The sequence below is a fragment of the Ralstonia sp. ASV6 genome, assembly GCF_016429285.1.
Classification (GTDB): domain Bacteria; phylum Pseudomonadota; class Gammaproteobacteria; order Burkholderiales; family Burkholderiaceae; genus Ralstonia; species Ralstonia flaminis.
In genome coordinates this window covers 32,461-49,978 of record NZ_JAELUI010000001.1, presented here as the reverse complement: position 1 = coordinate 49,978, position 17,518 = coordinate 32,461, and the positions used below count along the sequence as shown (strand labels likewise).

Sequence of the window (17,518 nt, the reverse complement as noted above, 5' to 3'; positions counted from 1 at the left end):
GCGCAGTCTAGGCCGCTCTTCTTGGTTGAGCGGGCGACATCCCGATGGGGATTCGATATTCGCGAGTTGTCGCAAGCAAATGATTTATCGTCCACGCGGGCGATTATTTGAGGGAGACGTTATAGGGTTCTCGCAAGTCCGCGCGACACCCCGCTTTCGAGGGGGGCGCCAACAAATTGCACCCCTGACGTGGCAACCGGCGGACTTCCATTCGTTCGAATTACCCCGCTAGGAGGGTATTTTTGAGAATTAGAAAATCCTGAATTCTGATTAAAGAAGTTCGATTATCAAATATTGAAAATGTGGGCCGTTACAACACATTGTGAAGAGGTTGCTGCTTAAAATCCGGCCTTCGTAAAAATTACATCGCCGGACTGTCATGAACGCGAAGTGCTACCGAACCGTCTTCAATGCCGCACGCGGCATGCTGGTTGCAGTTGAGGAATCGGCGAGGAGCACAGGCAAGGGGCGCAACTCCGGCAGCCGAGCCAGCCGCCGGGCCTCCGCGCTGACGCTGACCGCCGTGGCCGCACTGGCAGCGCCGGGTCTGAACGCACAATCACTGACGCCGGACCGCGGTGCTCCCGGTCCGCATCCAGTAGTCGGGGTTGCCGCGAACGGCACGCCGGTCGTCAACATCAATGCGCCGTCAGCAGCTGGCGTCAGCGCCAACTCGTTCACGAACTACAACGTTGGCCAGGCCGGCGTTGTGCTCAACAACAGCGGCCAGAACTCCCAGACGCAAATCGCCGGCTGGGTACAGGGCAACCCGTTCCTGGGCAATAGCGCCGCGCGCGTCATCCTGAACCAGGTCACCAGTGGCAATCCGTCGGTGCTGGCAGGCCCCACGGAAATCGCAGGCAACCAAGCCAGCCTTATCGTGGCGAACCCAGCGGGTATCACCTGTGCGGGCTGTTCGTTCATCCAGGCGCCTCGTGTCACGTTGACGACTGGCACGCCGAACTTCGATGCGTTGGGCAACATCTCCAGCATCTCGGTCCAGCAGGGGCAAATCACCGTCAATGGCGCGGGGCTCGATGCACGCGGTGCGCAGCTCGACCTGTTGTCCCGTGCGATGGCTATCAACGGTCAGGTGTGGGCTGAGCGTCTCAATGCGGTGGCGGGTGCCAACAACGTTGATTACGGCAGCCTCACGCCCACGGCGATTGCAGGCGTCGGCCCGGCACCGCAAGTCGCCATCGACGTCGGCCAACTGGGCAGCATGTACGGTGGTGGTGCCACGCGACTGATTGGTACCGAGCAAGGGCTGGGCGTCAACATTGGCGGCAACCTGGCTGCACTCACCGGCAGCCTGAGCTTGGCTGCCAACGGCGATGTGACCATCACGCCGACGGGGCGTGTACAGAGTGCGGCGGATGCCAGCATCTCGGCACCCAACATCAACAACCAAGGCGTTGTCACGAGCCCCGGCAACGTGACGGTGTCCGGTAGCACGAGCAACAGTGGCACCTTGGTTGCCGGTGGCAATGCAACCATCACCGGGCTGCAAATCGCCAATAGCGGCACGATTGGTGCGGGCGTCGATACGAGCGGCAATGTCACGCAGCCGGGCGCCGTGGCATTGAACGCAACGGGTACTGTGCGCAATAGCGGCAATCTGCTGGCAGGCCGAAGCATCGGCGTGACCGGCGCGAGCATTGATGCGAGCAACGGCAACGTCGCGACGCAAGGCTCGGTCTCGCTGTCCGCTACGGGCGATGTTTCCACGCGTAGCGCGACCATTTCGGGCGGCAGCGTAACCGTCCAGGCCGCCGGCACGCTGGACAACACAGCGGGCAGCCTCTCGTCGAATAGCACGCTGCAGGTTGGTGCGCAGCGCGTCGTCAACCAGAGTGGTTTGCTGGCTTCAACCGGCAGTACGAACATCACCACCGGTTCGCTTGACAACACCTCTGGTGCACTCGGCTCGAATAGCGGCAGCCTCACCGTCAACAGCACCGGTGACATCACCAATGCCAAGGGCAAGTTGGTCGCAGCACAAGACGTCTCCATTACCGGCGGCAGCTTGGGCAACCAGGGCGGCACGGTGTCGGCCCAGAATCTCTCCCTGAACACTGGAACTGGCGCAGTCGATAACACTGGCGGTACGGTTTCCGCCGCGGGCGCCGCAAACGTCACGGCCGGTAGCCTCGTCAACCAGGGTGGCACGCTTGCTGCAGCCGGAAACGTTTCTACCCACGTGGCCAGCCTGGACAACACCTCGGGCGTGCTTGGCTCCAGCAGCGGTACCTTGAACGTCAACAGCAGCGGCGCCATCACGAACGCAGGCGGCAAGTTGGTCGCTGCGCAGGATGTGACGCTTGCGGGCACGAGCCTTGGCAATCAGGCCGGTGCGGTTTCGGCGCGTAATCTTTCGCTCAACACGGGTACGGGCGCCGTAGACAACACGGGCGGCTCGATGGCTGCCTCGGGTACGGCCAACGTCCAGGCTGGCAACCTCGTCAACCGTGGCGGCACACTCGCCGCTACCGGAGATGTGACCACGACGGTCGCCAGCGTGGACAACACCGGTGGTGCGCTGGGCTCCAACACTGGCAACCTGACCGTCAATAGCACGGGTTCGATTGCCAACGCGAGCGGCGGCAAGCTCGTCGCCGCGCAGGATGTCACCTTGAATGCGGCGGCGATTGGCAACCAGGCGGGCACCGTTTCCGGCCGCAATCTGTCGCTCAACGCTGGAACCGGGACTGTCGATAACACCAATGGCACGGTGTCGGCATCGGGCGCGGCCAACGTTCAAGCGGGTAGCCTGGTCAACCAGGGTGGCACGCTCGCCGCCAATGGCAACGTCCACGCCACCGTCGCGAGCCTGGATAACACGTCGGGCGTGCTGGGCTCCAGCACCGGCAATCTGAAGGTCGACAGCAGCGGCGCCATCACGAGCACGAACGGCAAGCTGATTGCCGCTCAGGACGCGACATTCAACGCCGCGAGCTTGAGCAACCAAGGTGGTGCCATCTCAGCGCGCAACCTCTTGGTGAACACAGGGGCCGGCACGGTCGACAACACCAATGGGCAAGTCTCCGCCTCCGGAACGGCAGACCTGACGGCAGGCAGCCTCGTCAACCGTGGCGGTACGCTTGCTTCTGCCGGGGACATGACGGCCACGGTGGCGAGCCTGGACAACACCGGTGGCGCACTCGGCTCCAGCGCCAACAACCTCGTCATCAACAGCACCGGCAACATCGCCAGCGCCAACGGCAAGCTCATTGCGGGCCAGGATGCGACCCTCAACGCGGCGGCCCTGGGCAACCAAGGCGGCACCATCTCCGCACGCAATCTCACGGTCAACACCGGCACGGGAACCGTCGATAACACCAGCGGTACGGTGTCCGCCTCCGGCGTAGCCAATGTGACCGCCGGCAGCTTGGTGAACCAGTTGGGCACGCTGGCCGGTGCAGGCAATATCACCGCAAATGTGGCGAGCCTGGATAACACCTCCGGCGTTCTGGGCTCCAGTGGCGGTGCCCTGAACGTGACCAGCACGGGCAACATCGGGAACGCGGGCGGCAAGCTGCTCGCGGCCCAAGACGCCACGCTCGCGGCAGCCAGCATGGGCAACCAGGCTGGTACGGTCTCTGGCCAGAACGTCACCCTCAACACCGGTACGGGTGCACTCGACAACTCGGCAGGCAAGGTTTCTGCAGCGAACACGCTGCAACTGACCGCCGGCGCGGTCACCAACCAGGGTGGCACGCTGGCCGCGACTGGTGATGTGCACGCGACGGTGGCGAGTCTGGATAACACCGCCGGTGGCATCCTCGGCTCCGGTCAAGGTGGGCTGACACTCACGAGCACAGGCAACGTCGCCAACGCTGGCGGCAAGCTCCTTGCCACGCAAGGCATTCAGCTTCAGGCAGCGAGCCTGGGTAACCAAGCCGGCACGGTGTCCGGTCGCAATGTGACCGTCAACACCGGCACTGGGGTGCTGGACAACACCGGTGGCGCTATCGCCGCTACCGCCGCGCTCGATGCAACGGCGGGTGCACTCACGAACGCCAACGGCGGCGTGATGCAGGCGGGTACGACCCTGACGACGCATAGCCAATCGCTGGCCGATACCAAAGGCGCAGTGATTGGCAACGCCGTCTCGGTCAACGCCAACACGCTGACGAATCAGCAAGGCACGATTTCGTCGAACACCACGCTGGACGTGCAGAGCCAGACTCTGGCCAACGACCAAGGCAAACTGGTTTCCAACGGTGTGCTGACGGTCAATACCGGCACGCTTACCAATGCCGGTGGCCAGGTCGCTTCCAACAGCGACGTGACGGTGAACGGCACGACGGTCGACAACTCGGCCGGCCTGATGCACGCCGGCGGCACGCTGACAGTATCCGGCGCCAACCTGCTCAACAAGGACACCAATACGGCCACCACGGGGATGGAAGGCGCGAATGTGGCACTGACCGCCGCAACGTCGCTTGACAACACAGCCGGTGCCATCCGTTCGGACCTGAACACACAGCTCACCGCGCCATCCATCAACAACACGCAGGGCTCGATTCAGTCGGCGGGGACAGTGGGTGCCAAGGCGACCGCTGCGTTGACGAACACCCAGGGCAACCTGAACGGCACCAAGAGCGTGGGCGTGACGGCGGGTCAGATGAGCGGTGACGGTACCGTGCAGTCGCAAGGCAGCGTCTCTCTGAACCTGCAGTCGGACTACAACAACAGCGGCACGCTTGCGGCTGGGCAGGACGTCTCCGTGACGACCACGGGTAACGTCACCAACACGGGCACGATGTCCGCAGGCCGCAACCTCGCGGTGTCGGCCAACAACATCATCAACACGCAGAGCGGCCAGCTGATTGGCACCGTATCGAACACGCTGACTGCGCAGGGCACGCTGTCCAACGACGGCCTTATCGACGGTGGTGTGACCGTCGTGCGTGCGAACAACGTCGTCAATACGGGCCGCTTGTATGGGGACTCGGTCGCGATTTCTGCCAACACGCTGACGAACACCGTCAACGGCAGTGGCGTGGCGGGCGTCATCGCCAGCCGTGGCGACATGGACCTGGGTGTGCAGACGCTCAACAACCAGGAACATGCGCTTATCTATGCGATTGGCAACATGCGTGTTGGCGGTGCGCTCGATGCCAGCAATCACGCGACTGGCTCAGCCCAGAATGTCGTCAACGGTTCGGCCACCATCAACGCCGACGGCAACCTGACGATTGCGGCCGCGCAAATCAACAACCAGAACAATCACTTTGCGACGACAAACCAGACGTCGCCGGGTACCCACGTCGTGTCGTATCGCCTGAATGGTTCGACGCAGGACATCGACCCGACCACAGTCATGTTTATGCAGACGGGCCCGGGCACCAGCGCGCCTGGGACGGATTGGCAGTGGCTGGGCGACTCGCGTCTGGGCGTCATGGTGCTGCCGTCCACGCAATATCCGTTCAACCGCTTCGGGCCCCCGTTCAACTACACCAACGACGGGCGTCAGCCCACCGTGGCCTATGTGCCGGAGATGCCCTGCAGCGCGGATTCCTGCACGGTGTCGAGCTATCCGGAGCAGTTCCTCTACAAGACCACGGACGCCATCTGGGGTGTATTTGGCATCGCGCCGCCGCAGGAGATTGGCACGCAGCCAGACCCGAGCACCTATCAGCAGTACGCGCAGTATCAAGCAGACCTGACCGCGTGGCAGCAGCGGCACGATGCCGCCGTTGCGCAATACCAGGTGCTGAACAACGCCATCACGGCGTTCAACACCGACCTTCGCAATCGCCAGGTCGAAAGCTTCACCATCTACGACGGCACGCAGCAGATTACCCGCACGGTGGTCACGCAAAGCGACCCTGGAATGATTACGTCCGGTGGCAACATGACGTTGAATGCCGGCGTGGTGAACAACGTGGCCAGCCAGATGGTGGCGGGCGGCGACCTGACTGGTAGTAACGTGATTGGCACGCGGCCGGTCAACGTTGGGATGCAGGGTACGCAAACCGTCACGACGAGCGGAACCGCGCAATACACCTATGTCGGCGGAGGTGGTGCATTCTCGTCCGACCACCGCCAGTACAACCTGAGCCCATGGCAAGGGCAGACCATCCAGACCAACTACCAACTGGATGTGAGCCCCACCAACGGCTCCGGTCCGAACAGCCAGCCCACGGTTAAATCCGTTGCGGTGTCGACCAAGGCGGGCCTGGGTAATGGCAGCGGCGCGGCCGTTGCCGACTATAAGACCATTGGTGTCGACACGGTGCAGCCTGGTGGTGCGTCGGTGACGGTGCCAAACAGCGGCGTCCTGCATATCCAGACATCGTCGGTTGCCACACCTGCTGGCGGCTCCATCAGTGCTGCGACGACTTCCGTGACGTTGCCCGGCAACGTTGTCATCCGCACCGTGGTGCCGAACCTGACGCTGCCGAACAATGCCCTCTACCGCATCATCAGCGACCCGGGCAGCAGCGTGCTGGTGGAAACCGACCCGCGCTTCACCAACTTCCGGCAGTGGACGTCGAGCGACACGATGTTGTCGCAGTTCCGCAATGACCCAGGTGCCACGCTCAAGCGCATTGGCGATGGCTTCTATGAGCAGCAACTGATTCAGCAGCAAATCATCCGGGCCACGGGGCAGCGCTTTGTTGGCGACTACACCAGCAACGAAGACGAGTACAAGGCGCTGCTGGCCAACGGTACGGCTGCAGGCAAGGCGTTTGGCTTGAACGTTGGCACAGCGCTGACCGAAGCGCAGATGGCGCAGCTCACCAGCGACATCGTCTGGATGGTCAAGCAGACCGTGACGCTGGCAGATGGCAGCAAGCAGGACGTGCTGGTGCCGCAGGTCTACCTGCGCGCCAAGGACACCGACATCACCGGTGGCGGCACGTTGATGGCGGGCAACAACGTCAGCTTCAACGCCAAGGGTGACGCGACGAATAGCGGCACCATTGCCAGCCGCAACGTGACGGTGGTCACCGCCGACAACATCGTCAACACCGGCACGTTGGCGGGCAGCACGCTGCTGGCGCAAGCCACGCAAGACATCAACAACCTCGGCGGACATATCCAGGCTGGCCAGGCGCTACTTTCTGCCGGCCGTGATGTGAACCTGACCAGCACGACGGTTCAGACGAAGAACCTCACGACCACCGGTACGAACATCAACCAGGTGGCGAGCATTGATGCCGGTGCGCTGTCCATCCAGGCTGGCCGTGATGCCAATCTGGCGGCCGTCGCCATCAACACCGCGGGCAATGCCACTATCACAGCCAACCGCGATGTCAACCTGACTGCGGTGCGACAGTCGAATGAAGAGCACGTCGTCTGGAGTGACAAGAATCGCTCAGACCGCTCGTCGTATGCCGATGCGGGGACGCAAATTCAGACGGGTGGCAACCTTGCCATCGGTGCGGGTCAGGATGTGAACGCTACGGCCGCGTACGCCAACGCCACGACGGGCGGCATCCAGGTGGCGGCGGGGCGTGATGTGAACCTCAATGCAGGCCAGAGCCACCAGGACGTTCGTGACGAGCACTATCAGAAGGAAACTGGCTTCCTGTCGTCCAACACCACGCACACCATTGATTCGGCGGGTCAGACCAACGCTGTGGGCACCACACTGTCTGGCGACACGGTGACCGTGGCTGCCGGTCGTGACCTGACGGCGAAGGCAGCGACCATCGCTGGCACAGGAGACGTGAATCTGGCAGCCGGTAACAACCTGACCATCACGACTGCGGATACGGCCACCAGCGAGTCGCACTTCAAGGACGTCAAGAAGAGCGGCCTGGGTAGTGCTGGCGCCGGCATCTCGTATGGCACCAACCAAACGACCGACACGACCAACGATACGGTGCGAGGGTCGCAAGGCAGCTTAGTGGGCAGCACGGATGGCAGCGTTCACATGCAGGCGGGCAAAGACCTGCACATCACGGGCTCTGATGTCGTGGCGGCACAGAACGTCACGGGCATTGGCCAAAACGTAACCATTGACGCGGCGACTACCGACCGTCACCACGACGAGACACACGAAATCAAGAGCTCTGGCTTCACACTGGCAATCAAGTCGCCGGTCATTGACGCCATCCAGAACGTTCAACAGCAGGCCGAGGCTTCCGGTAACAGCCAGAGCAGCCGCGCCTCTACATTGCACGCGATTGCTGCGGTTGACGGTCTGGGCGATGTCTTTGGGGCAGCGAAGGGTGCGGCTGGTGCACTGGCTGATGGCAAGAAACCGGAAGCCAAGGTTGAACTGAGCTGGGGCTCCTCGTCGAGCAAGACGACGTTCACAGAGGACAGTACGCAGAACAACGGCAGCAGCATCAAGGCGGGCGGCACGACGGCGTTTGTGGCAACGGGCGACGGTACACCCGGTAGCGGGAACATCAACATCGTTGGTTCTGACATCAACGCGAAGAACGTGATGTTGCAAGCCAACAATCAGGTCAACCTGAAGGGCAGCACGGATACAGATAGCACGCGTAGTACGAACGAATCCAAGAGTGCGAGCATTGGCGTTTCGTACGGCACTGGTGGCTTCGGCGTGTCGGCTTCGATGTCGAAGGCGCACGGCGATGCAAATTCGGATGCGCAGACGCAGAACAATTCGCACATCAATGCCAGCGACACCGTGACTATCGTAAGCGGCGGCGATACCAATATCGTTGGCGCCAACGTGAACGCCAACAAGGTTCTCGCGGATATTGGTGGCAACCTGAATCTCGCTAGCACACAGGACTCCAGCCGTAGCACTGCCCACCAGGAGAGCTCGGGTGGTGGTTTCAGTATCAGCCAAGGCGGCGGAAGCGCCAGCTTTAGCCACAGCAACGGCAACGCTAGCGGCAACTATGCGGGTGTGAACGAGCAGTCTGGCATCCAGGCCGGTGCCGGCGGTTTTGACATCAACGTCAAGGGCAACACGGACCTCAAGGGCGCGGTCATCGCCAGTACCGCGACACCAGACAAGAACCAACTGACCACGGGCACGCTTACGTTCTCGGACGTTCAGAACCATTCTGACTACAACGCGAGTAGCAGCGGCTTCAGCCTGGGCGGCTCCATGGGTAACGGCGGTAGCACCTACAACAACGCCGGGGGGCGGAGCGTGGCAGGTGGCGCTCCAATGCTAAGCCAGAACGATAGCGGCAGCGAGAACGCCACAACCCGCAGTGCGGTCTCGCAAGGCACCATCACTATTACCAACCAAGACAAGCAAAAGCAGGATGTCGCGAGCCTGAGCCGCGACACAACCGCCGCGAACGGTACGGTTAGCAAGGCGCCGGACCTGCAAAATCTACTGAACAACCAAGCAGACACGATGGCAGCCGCACAGGCGGCAGGTGCGGCTATCGCACGAGACATCGGGTCGTACGCGGACGCCAAGAGGGCGGCTGCAGAAGCGGCAGGCGATACGGCTGGCGTAGATGCGTGGAAGGAAGGTGGCTGGGCGCGGGCTGGCATGCAGGCTGCCGGCGCCGCTATTGTGGGCGGCATTGGCGGTGGCAATGCGTTGGCCTCCGGGGCGGGGGCCGGCCTCGCTTCACTGGCCGGAGGCAAGCTCAACGAGTTGGCGGGCGCAATTGAAGGGGCTCATCCAACGGGGAACAATGCCGTCGACCAAGCTCTGGGCAATATCGTATCCAACGCTCTGGCCACGGCCGTTGGTGGAGCGGTTGGAGGCAACGCCGGTGCGTTCTCTGCATCCAATGTCGACCGTTTCAACCGGCAACTGCATGAGGACAGTAAAGCGAAAGAGCAGACTCTAGCGAAGAAGCTTGCCGACCAGAGTGGCGGCGTCTACACCGAGCAGCAGATGGCAGATGCTTTGCGTTTGGCAAACAACAAAGCGCTGGGCGAGAACGCTGGGTCAAACGTTGTTGTCGATGTTAGCAAGAATCCAAATGGATACTACGATGGCGCTTACATGCAGACCTCGGACGGCAAGACGTTTGTTCAGAACACAAATGCGATTGCCCAACCGTCCGATGGTTTGAAGGCCTACATTATCGCAAACACTGGCGGAGGAAGTTCTCCGTACAGTTGGAGCAGTGCCCCGTCTGGCGCAAGTACCACGTCAACGAATATCAATCCGTTCACGCCGGCCCCGAATGGCTGCATTACGGCAGAGTGCGCCGCTGGTCTAGCGAATAATGGACCCAGTCCGATGGCGCCGGACTATGCAACGGTAGGCTCTGGCTCGCTTTCCGCAACTGGCAGTGTCCTTGTCAATTTGCATGATGGAACAACTTATCTTGCTGGCGGCGTTGCCCAGAGTGACCCGCGTGGGGTGTCTTTTAGGCCTGGCCTTGCGGGTACGGTCGGATGGATTTTCGGAAGTCGGGATGCGGCCTCCACAAACTCATTCCTATACGGCGACGGAAATCAAGCATACCTTTCTGTTCCCACACCGTGGGACGTGAATCTTTACATGGCTGTGACGCACGCGTACGGAGGAAGTACGGCGCTCGAATTGGGAGCAGCTTTACCAGGCAAGCTCTCCTTTGGCATCTCGCCGTTCAGTCACTCCACGCCAATTCTCAAACCAGGAGGAAATTGAAATGGCAGCACCAGGCGGCCCAGATGATGAAACATGGGCAAAGATGGGCAAGCGGTCCAGGACGGTTTACATAGTCTTGGTCACAGCCTTCTGGTTAGTGTTTCTTGGACTTCTAGCTAAAAAATTTTTGTTCAGCTGAGCCGCGGAGAGCTTTTGTGACGACGGGGCACCAATAAGATGAACGGGCGAAAAATGGTTGACCTGGGCAGCGCAGTGCTCGCTCCATGGATGCTATTCGCCGGAGGAGTTCTTCTCCACTTAGTTGGTGTTCCTCTGGTGGAGCGTCATGTCATCTACTTGGCCTTTGTATGTGGATTTCAGTCACTAGCATTTGCCCTTTGGTTCGGGTTTCTTCAATGGAAGACGCAGAAGCGCAAACGAGAATCTCAGTGAACCTATTCGCATCCCTTGACCGTGCAGTGGAGCATCCAGGCTGGAAAGGCATTGCTTCTCGCTTGACCTGCGGCTTGGCCATCATGGGTGCCACCTACTGGCTTCGCGATTGGATGCTGTGGCTCAACGCGAACGTGCTCCACAGCGATAGCGTCGTTCCGGGTGAGGCAAAGCATCACGGTGTCGTCGTTGTCATGACGCTCGTTGGGGCGGTTTGGCTGGCACTGGAAGTTATTCACGCAGTCCGGCTGCTTCGCCGTCAGTACCAACATAAGAAAGACAGCCCGGAATGAGAGCTGGTTGGTTGGTCCTCAAAGCAGTCGTCTTTCCTTGGCTGCTACTGGCCGGATTGGTGTTCTTTCGAGCCTTGGGTTTTGCTGTAACTACCAAACAGTTTGTGGTGTTGGCCTATGCCTGCTTGTTCTGGTCGATGGCCATCGCCGCATACCTAAGTGTCCTGTCCTTCGTGAGAAATCGCGAAGACCAAAAAGATAAGAGAGGGGTTGGAAGGTGAAGTTTTCGCTGTCTAACGCACCGTCCGCAGTGGGGCACGGAGCGGAAAATCAGGTTGGGAGTAACCTACACGGCCCACGCAGCACAAGAGTTGCGGTCGTGGGCGCCGTACTCGTCACGACCACGATGCTTTCCGGCTGTGGATGGTTCATCTTTGGCAAGTACGAAGCGCCGACACTGCCGACGGAACAAACCACGCGTGTCACATTCCAGAATGACTACAGTTCCACGGCGCACATGCTGATTGCAGAGAAACCGGGCAACTGTGAACCAGCGGACAAGCGTATCGGATGGCAGCCAAACGGCATGATGCCGTACCGGGAGGCCGCGAACTTTGCGGTGCCACGCGGCGAGCCGGTCCGGATTGACATCTACGACCAAGGGGAAAACGGCGCCACGTGGTGGCATTGTTTTGTGCCGAACGTCTACACATTCGACCGCGCCGAGGTCACGCTGCGTTTCGTGCGTGCGCCTGGCGGCTGCAAAGTCGAAATGAGCGACGCGGCTGGGGAGCCGATTACGCAAGAGGTCGAGAAGTTCAACAAGGAAAAGTGCTTCCCGACGCAGCAACCCATCTCCAGTCGCACTAACTGAGCCGTACCCTCCAACAATTCCAAATCATGTTGTCTGCTGTTTCCCGCGCGGCCGCGCTCTACGTCGGCACGCTTAGTTCGCTCGCACTCGCGCAAGTCGCACCTGCACCCATTACGGGCCCTGGCCCCGAAGTCCAGCGCTTGCAAGAGCAGCAGGCCGAGCAAGCGCGTGAGCGTGCCAACGCTCGCCCAGATGTCTTTACGCCACCCGCACCCGCACAGGCAATCTCTCTGTCTGCGCTGCCGAAGGAGACACCATGCTTCCAAATTCAGGGCATCGTGCTGGAGGACAACGTCTTCTCGTGGCTGCCGGACCTGCTCAAGCCCGTCAACGGCCAGTGTGTTGGCAAGCAGGGGCTGGAGGCTATCGAACTGCAGGCGAACAACGCCCTGATTGAGCGTGGCTACGTCACCTCGCGGGTGCTTATTCCGAAGCAGAACTTGGCCAGCGGCACGTTGCTGCTCAAAGTGCTGCCGGGGCGCATCGGGGCTGTCCGCAATGCTTCGGATGACAACATCGGCTGGGCACGAATGGTGTTGCTTGCCGGCCCTGGAGACCTGTTGAACCAGCGCGATTTGGACCAGGCTCTGGAAAGCATTCGTCGCCTGCCGGGCCAGTCACAGACGAGTTTCGACATCGTTCCTGGTGAGCGCGTCGGCGAGTCGGACATCGTGCTCAAGCCGGGTACCGACAAGCGCTGGCACGCGTCGCTGTCAGCGGACAACACGGGCCTGAAGTCGACCGGCAAGTACCAGATGAGCGGTTCGCTGGTCATCGACTCGCCGCTGCACCTCTACGACCAGTTGTCGATTTCCGCATCTTCCAATACGGACCGAGGCTCGACCGCTGCGGGCACGCGCTCCTACTCCATCAACTGGAGCGTACCGGTCGGCTATGCCACGCTCTTCGTCGGTGCCAATCGCTCGCGCTACAACCAAACGGTGGCGGGGTTCGAAGAGCCCATCGTCTACAGCGGCAATAGCTCCGAGGTGAATGCCGGCATCAGCGGTGTGCTGTACCGTGACGCGACATCACGTACCGGCGCGCAGTTCAAGCTCTTCCGCAAAATCAACCGCAACTATCTGGACGACACTGAAATTGCTGTCCAGCGTCGCGATGTCGTGGGCTATGAAGCCTCGATGTCGCATCGCCACTATCTTGGCCCGGTGGTGCTCGACGGCGGCGTTGCGTGGCGAGAAACACTGCCCGACCATTCCAACGTGCCGGGCGTGGTCGTCGGTGACCCTGGCTACGGCGGGCGTTCACAAGTTGAGACGGCCAACGCGAGCCTTTACTGGCCCTTCAAGCTGGCCAGCCAGGTGTTCGAGTACACGAGCAACTGGTCTATCCAGCACGCTCGCACACGCGTGCTGCCAAGCGACTACTTCACTATCGGCAACCGCTACACCGTGCGCGGTTTCGATGGTCAACTGACGCTGGCGGCTGAGGATGGCTGGTTCTGGCGGAACGAGCTGGCTTGGCGAGTGGCAGGCCAAGCCATCTATGCCGGCGTCGACATGGGCAAGGTGCATGGCCCCAGTGCGGAGTTCCTGCTTGGTGACAAGCTGGTGGGCGCCGTGGTTGGTGTGCGTGGACGCGTGCCGTCGGGGCCTATGCTGGCGTTCAACTACGACGTGTCGTTCGGCTGGCCACTGTATAAGCCGGCGGCACTCCGAAGCCAGCAGCCAGCGGTGATGGCTCAGGTTGGCGTGGAGTTCTAATCGACGGACCCGCACCTATTTGGCGGGACGGGACGGGAAATTTGGGAAAGATTGTGTCTATGGCAATAAGTAGAAGGAGGTCAGTTTGAGTTCGCTTGGCATGAACAAGTACGGAGAGGTGCGCACTGCCTCAGAGTTCAAGTCCCTCTTTAGGGATACGGGGGACTCATACGGCCCGTATTGCTGTCCGTTCTGCGAAGTCCGCTACGAGGACCGGTGCATCACTACAGAATGCGTGAAGGCCCCGCATTTCAAGCTGCCGAATGAAACCACCCACCGCAATGGCTGCAACGGCGAAGTCGGTGCGGGAACGGATGGTGGCGTGAGCGGAGCATCCAAAGCGCCAAGGCGAAGGGTCGAGGGAGAGCTCGACCTGCCTGAAGCTTTGGTGAAACGGCGGAAAGCGTCAATTGTGCGTAAGCCTGGTGATGATGGGCTTGGCCCTCCCCCTGATGCGGTTGAGGTGGCTCGACGCCGTAGGCTGATTGCTGCAGACGACACCATTCCGAGCTGCTACACCACCTCTCAGCTTGGGGCCATCATCGATGCCTATAAGCGCGCAATGAAATACGCATATGACAAGGCTGTCGCAGCCGGCCTCGAAAAAGGAAGTGCCGAGTACAACAAGAGTTTTCGCGAGACTCTCAATGCCTATGATTTGTCGCTCTACGGCCACAAGGTTACGTACGGAAATGCTTTCCAAGGGAGCAAGCTCCAACCCTGGCGTGTGGAGCGCGTGTACTACGGCTCAGGTGCGGTTCGAGCCGAAGGTGACTACTTGATTATCAAGGACAAGGATTCTTGGCCGAAACAGCTACAGAACAAAGCCGACAGCGCTGAATTCGAAGTCAAGCTTGCGAGGACGCTAATGCCTGACGCCCCAACCAGCCATTCGCGAGCGCTGGAGGAGTTGGAGCGCCTTGCCGCAGCAGGTCAAGAACTCAAGTGGTATGCCTACGGCCGGCCGCTACTCCTGTGTGAGAAGTTCGAGCTTGTCGTCGACTCGTTGGACCACCTTTATTGGACTGACCAACATCAGCGTTAAAGCGATGGTTTGAGGCTCGCCAATGCCACCAGTTGGCCAAGGTCGGACTTTGAGGGGACGACAGGGGCATGATTCCCGCACCTTAGGTCTAGCATGGCCAGCGGACCCACGCCTTCGTCCTCCAAGTCTTGTGCGCATAGTGGACTTAGTGTGGAGGGCAGCCGTGATAGGCGATGCATACGTGCATACGCGACAAGGTCGTCCGTGCGCGGCGCAATTGATGCTGTAAGCCCGCAACTTTGCGTTGGGTGCGATACATACTGTAGGCACCAGTTGCCGTCAAGCTCGGACCTCAGCTCAATGGTCGCCACTTCAATGGGTAGTCCATCATGTTCATGGTCGATGGTCACCACGATGTGAACTTCGCGAGTTGTTTCTTCTGGAATATCACGAACGAGGTCGATAACGCTCTCACGCGTCAGCGGCATCGCGTCACTCGTTAGGAGGCGCGCAAGGGGAACGTGGAGAATTGTAGGTCGCATTACGGTCGAGGGAGTTGGTTTCGTACCGTATAGCGCGAACAGCTAACGTATTGAGGGGGCGAAGCAAGTCTATTCCCCTTCAAGTTCGAAGGTGACCTGACTAGGCGCTCCACGCAACGCGCTGCCTCGGCCTACTCCGACCCAAAGGACATTGTGAGTGCCCACAATTAAAAACACCATGGGTTCGCTTTTTGCCTGGCAAATTTTTCGCCACTCCCTCGAGTCAATCGATGACGGTGTAGGTTTGGTCTCCGGATGGGTATGCCATTCGCCGACGTAATCCATCGTCTCGCGCTCCGCCTTCCACTGCTCATTGGCAACTTTTTGATGCTGCTCAGCCTGACGTTGGAAGCCGTAGCGGTTTTGGGTGTCACCTGGCAGCGGCGTTGTCATCGTCGACACATGAATATGCATGCCCCGGCGATAGCCGAGCAGAATGCCTCCGGACTCAGGTGTCACAACGCTTGTTTGCCGAAATTGCATCAGCGTTGCCAGGACCGATGACTCAACCAGGATTCGCGCGTCTTCCTGGAACGGGTGCCCAAGAATCAGGGGTTTTGGCATGCTGGACATCCAGTCATCGGGGCGACATCTTGATTTTTCACCCGTAAGGCGTTTGCCGTTTCCAGGTATCGCGTACGGAATCTCGGACTGATGGCACTCTTCAGCCAGTCGCTGACCATATCGGCCGCAAGGGCGGCCGCAGACATCGGGGCTGACACCGCGTACGGTGTAAATGAGCTGCAGCCTCGGAATCGAGTCCGAGGCGAGCTCTCCAGTACCGGAAACCGGTCTTGACGATAGTTAGGCCCAATCCCATGGCGCAGGCACTGAAAACATCCGAATTTCGAAGAGTCAGACCAGAGCGCCTGCACGCATTCACCGTTGCCCTTTACCCATACATATAGAACGGGGCTTAGCCGGTGCTCTAGGTGCGATGCGTTTACAAGACTGCTTAACGCTTCTTCGCCGGTGGCTTCAATGATGAGGTCCGTCGCGAAGAATTGGTCGTTCAACCTTGGTGTGTCGGTCTGCGCCTCGACCTGCAGATACGGAAACTGCCGTATCAATTCGTCTCGAAGTGCAACCGCTTTGTTCTGGTACAAGGACGGGAACCCGAGGGCGTGGCGACCAAGATTGTCCGGTTCGAGTTGCCCGACGTCGACTAGCCGTAACAAACCATTTTTTCCGGTGCCTGCGCCCAGTCGAACCAAAGCATGTGCCAGATACCCTCCAATTGCTCCGCATCCTATGAGCGTCAGCCGTTTTCCGGACAGACTGGGAAATTCCAGGTTTCTTGAATGGATATAAGTCGGCCCAATATCGTCCAATTGCAGTCGTAAGACGGCCGTGTTCCCACCCTCATTGTGCAGATAGTTGCAGTAGCGTTTCGGCGCTTTGGCATAGCCCATGCGACGCATCTTGTCCAACGAGAACGCTACGCCAAAACGGCCCGCTGGCGTTGCTATGGCGAGGACGCACCCTTCGTGAGTCAAGTATGTCTTGTCGGAACTGAGGCGACGCTGAATCGCTTTGGCCAACTCGCCATCCCATAACTTGACCCAAGCGAAGAACTGCTTGATGTTCCTCGGCAAACCGTCGGCAGGTGCGCCGGGCCACCTTTTACTGTTGAACAGAAAGCACGCAAAGGAGCCTTTGGCCAGCTTTTTAGCATCGATGCCTGTAGCAATCCGCTTCGCCGCGAAGATGTCCTGGGCAATGAGAGCCCGACGGTCCTCACCGGTCTGGTCCAGCAGGAAGTGCGTTGCGAACTTTGCCTCGGGTTCGAGTTCGTCGACAAGAACAGGGTAAGCGGCCGGCGTCTGCCCGACGGTCCAGTACGCGACAAACTCGTCGGCAATATCCGGTTCCCGAGATTGGCCCTGGGCGATGCGATTTAGTACATTAATAGCGGCGACCAGGCATTGATGAACTGCCCCCTCAGGCTGAAATCTATCGAGGACAACAGAGCCCGGGGCGAGGTAGCACAAACCACCCAGTGCGTCGACATGTTCGAGTAATTGCGGTGCGCCGGCAGGCCGCTTAAGTAGAGTGATGCGGGGGTACTGGAGGAAATTCCAGTCCTCAATTTCGAACCGAATTGGCACTCGTCCCGCGTTCGTTTGCAGGTCTCCCTCAAACGCCCGCGCGCCCGCGCGAGCCTTCACTGGTTTCAGGCCGTATTGCGTCAACACGCGCAGGGCGCGACCGTACCCGCTTTGCGTCATCC

7 protein-coding genes are annotated in these 17,518 nt (G+C 60.1%); 5 read left to right on the top strand and 2 right to left on the bottom strand.

What is annotated here, in order from left to right; all coding sequences use genetic code 11:
• Positions 1-379 precede the first annotated feature (379 nt).
• The 5 genes from JHD73_RS00190 to JHD73_RS00170 all read left to right on the top strand — a co-directional run bounded on the left by JHD73_RS00190 (position 380) and on the right by JHD73_RS00170 (position 14,806).
• On the top strand, positions 380-10,540 hold the full coding sequence (locus tag JHD73_RS00190) for a hemagglutinin repeat-containing protein (RefSeq protein ID WP_233176710.1): 10,161 nt from the start codon (positions 380-382) through the stop codon (positions 10,538-10,540).
• A gap of 356 nt (positions 10,541-10,896) precedes the next feature.
• A complete protein-coding gene (locus JHD73_RS00185; RefSeq protein ID WP_199026597.1) occupies positions 10,897-11,226 on the top strand; it encodes a hypothetical protein in 330 nt (109 codons plus the stop codon).
• 319 nt (positions 11,227-11,545) lie between these two features.
• A complete protein-coding gene (locus JHD73_RS00180; RefSeq protein WP_368735486.1) occupies positions 11,546-12,040 on the top strand; it encodes a hypothetical protein in 495 nt (164 codons plus the stop codon).
• A gap of 26 nt (positions 12,041-12,066) precedes the next feature.
• Positions 12,067-13,761 (top strand): ShlB/FhaC/HecB family hemolysin secretion/activation protein, encoded by a 1,695-nt coding sequence (locus JHD73_RS00175; RefSeq protein ID WP_199026596.1) that lies wholly within the window; start codon positions 12,067-12,069, stop codon positions 13,759-13,761.
• An 85-nt stretch (positions 13,762-13,846) separates the two neighbouring features.
• Positions 13,847-14,806, top strand: a complete 960-nt coding sequence (locus JHD73_RS00170) for a hypothetical protein (protein WP_199026595.1) — start codon at positions 13,847-13,849, stop codon at positions 14,804-14,806.
• Between the two features lie 551 nt (positions 14,807-15,357).
• Here the strand turns inward: JHD73_RS00170 and JHD73_RS00165 are convergent.
• Together JHD73_RS00165 and JHD73_RS00160 are read right to left on the bottom strand one after the other, a co-directional pair.
• On the bottom strand, positions 15,358-15,852 hold the full coding sequence (locus JHD73_RS00165; protein WP_199026594.1) for a Mov34/MPN/PAD-1 family protein: 495 nt from the start codon (positions 15,850-15,852) through the stop codon (positions 15,358-15,360).
• Complete coding sequence (locus tag JHD73_RS00160) at positions 15,837-17,516, bottom strand: ThiF family adenylyltransferase (protein ID WP_199026593.1); 1,680 nt, start codon at positions 17,514-17,516, stop codon at positions 15,837-15,839. The genes JHD73_RS00165 and JHD73_RS00160 overlap by 16 nt, the downstream gene beginning before the upstream one ends.
• Positions 17,517-17,518: the final 2 nt, after the last annotated feature.

Excerpts from the sequence above, each read along its gene's own strand:
- JHD73_RS00190 (WP_233176710.1), top strand. The coding sequence starts at position 380 with ATGAACGCGAAGTGCTACCGAACCGTCTTCAATGCCGCACGCGGCATG.
- JHD73_RS00175 (WP_199026596.1), top strand. The coding sequence starts at position 12,067 with ATGTTGTCTGCTGTTTCCCGCGCGGCCGCGCTCTACGTCGGCACGCTT.
- JHD73_RS00185 (WP_199026597.1), top strand. The coding sequence starts at position 10,897 with ATGGAAGACGCAGAAGCGCAAACGAGAATCTCAGTGAACCTATTCGCA.
- JHD73_RS00160 (WP_199026593.1), bottom strand. The coding sequence starts at position 17,516 with ATGACGCAAAGCGGGTACGGTCGCGCCCTGCGCGTGTTGACGCAATAC.
- JHD73_RS00165 (WP_199026594.1), bottom strand. The coding sequence starts at position 15,852 with ATGCCAAAACCCCTGATTCTTGGGCACCCGTTCCAGGAAGACGCGCGA.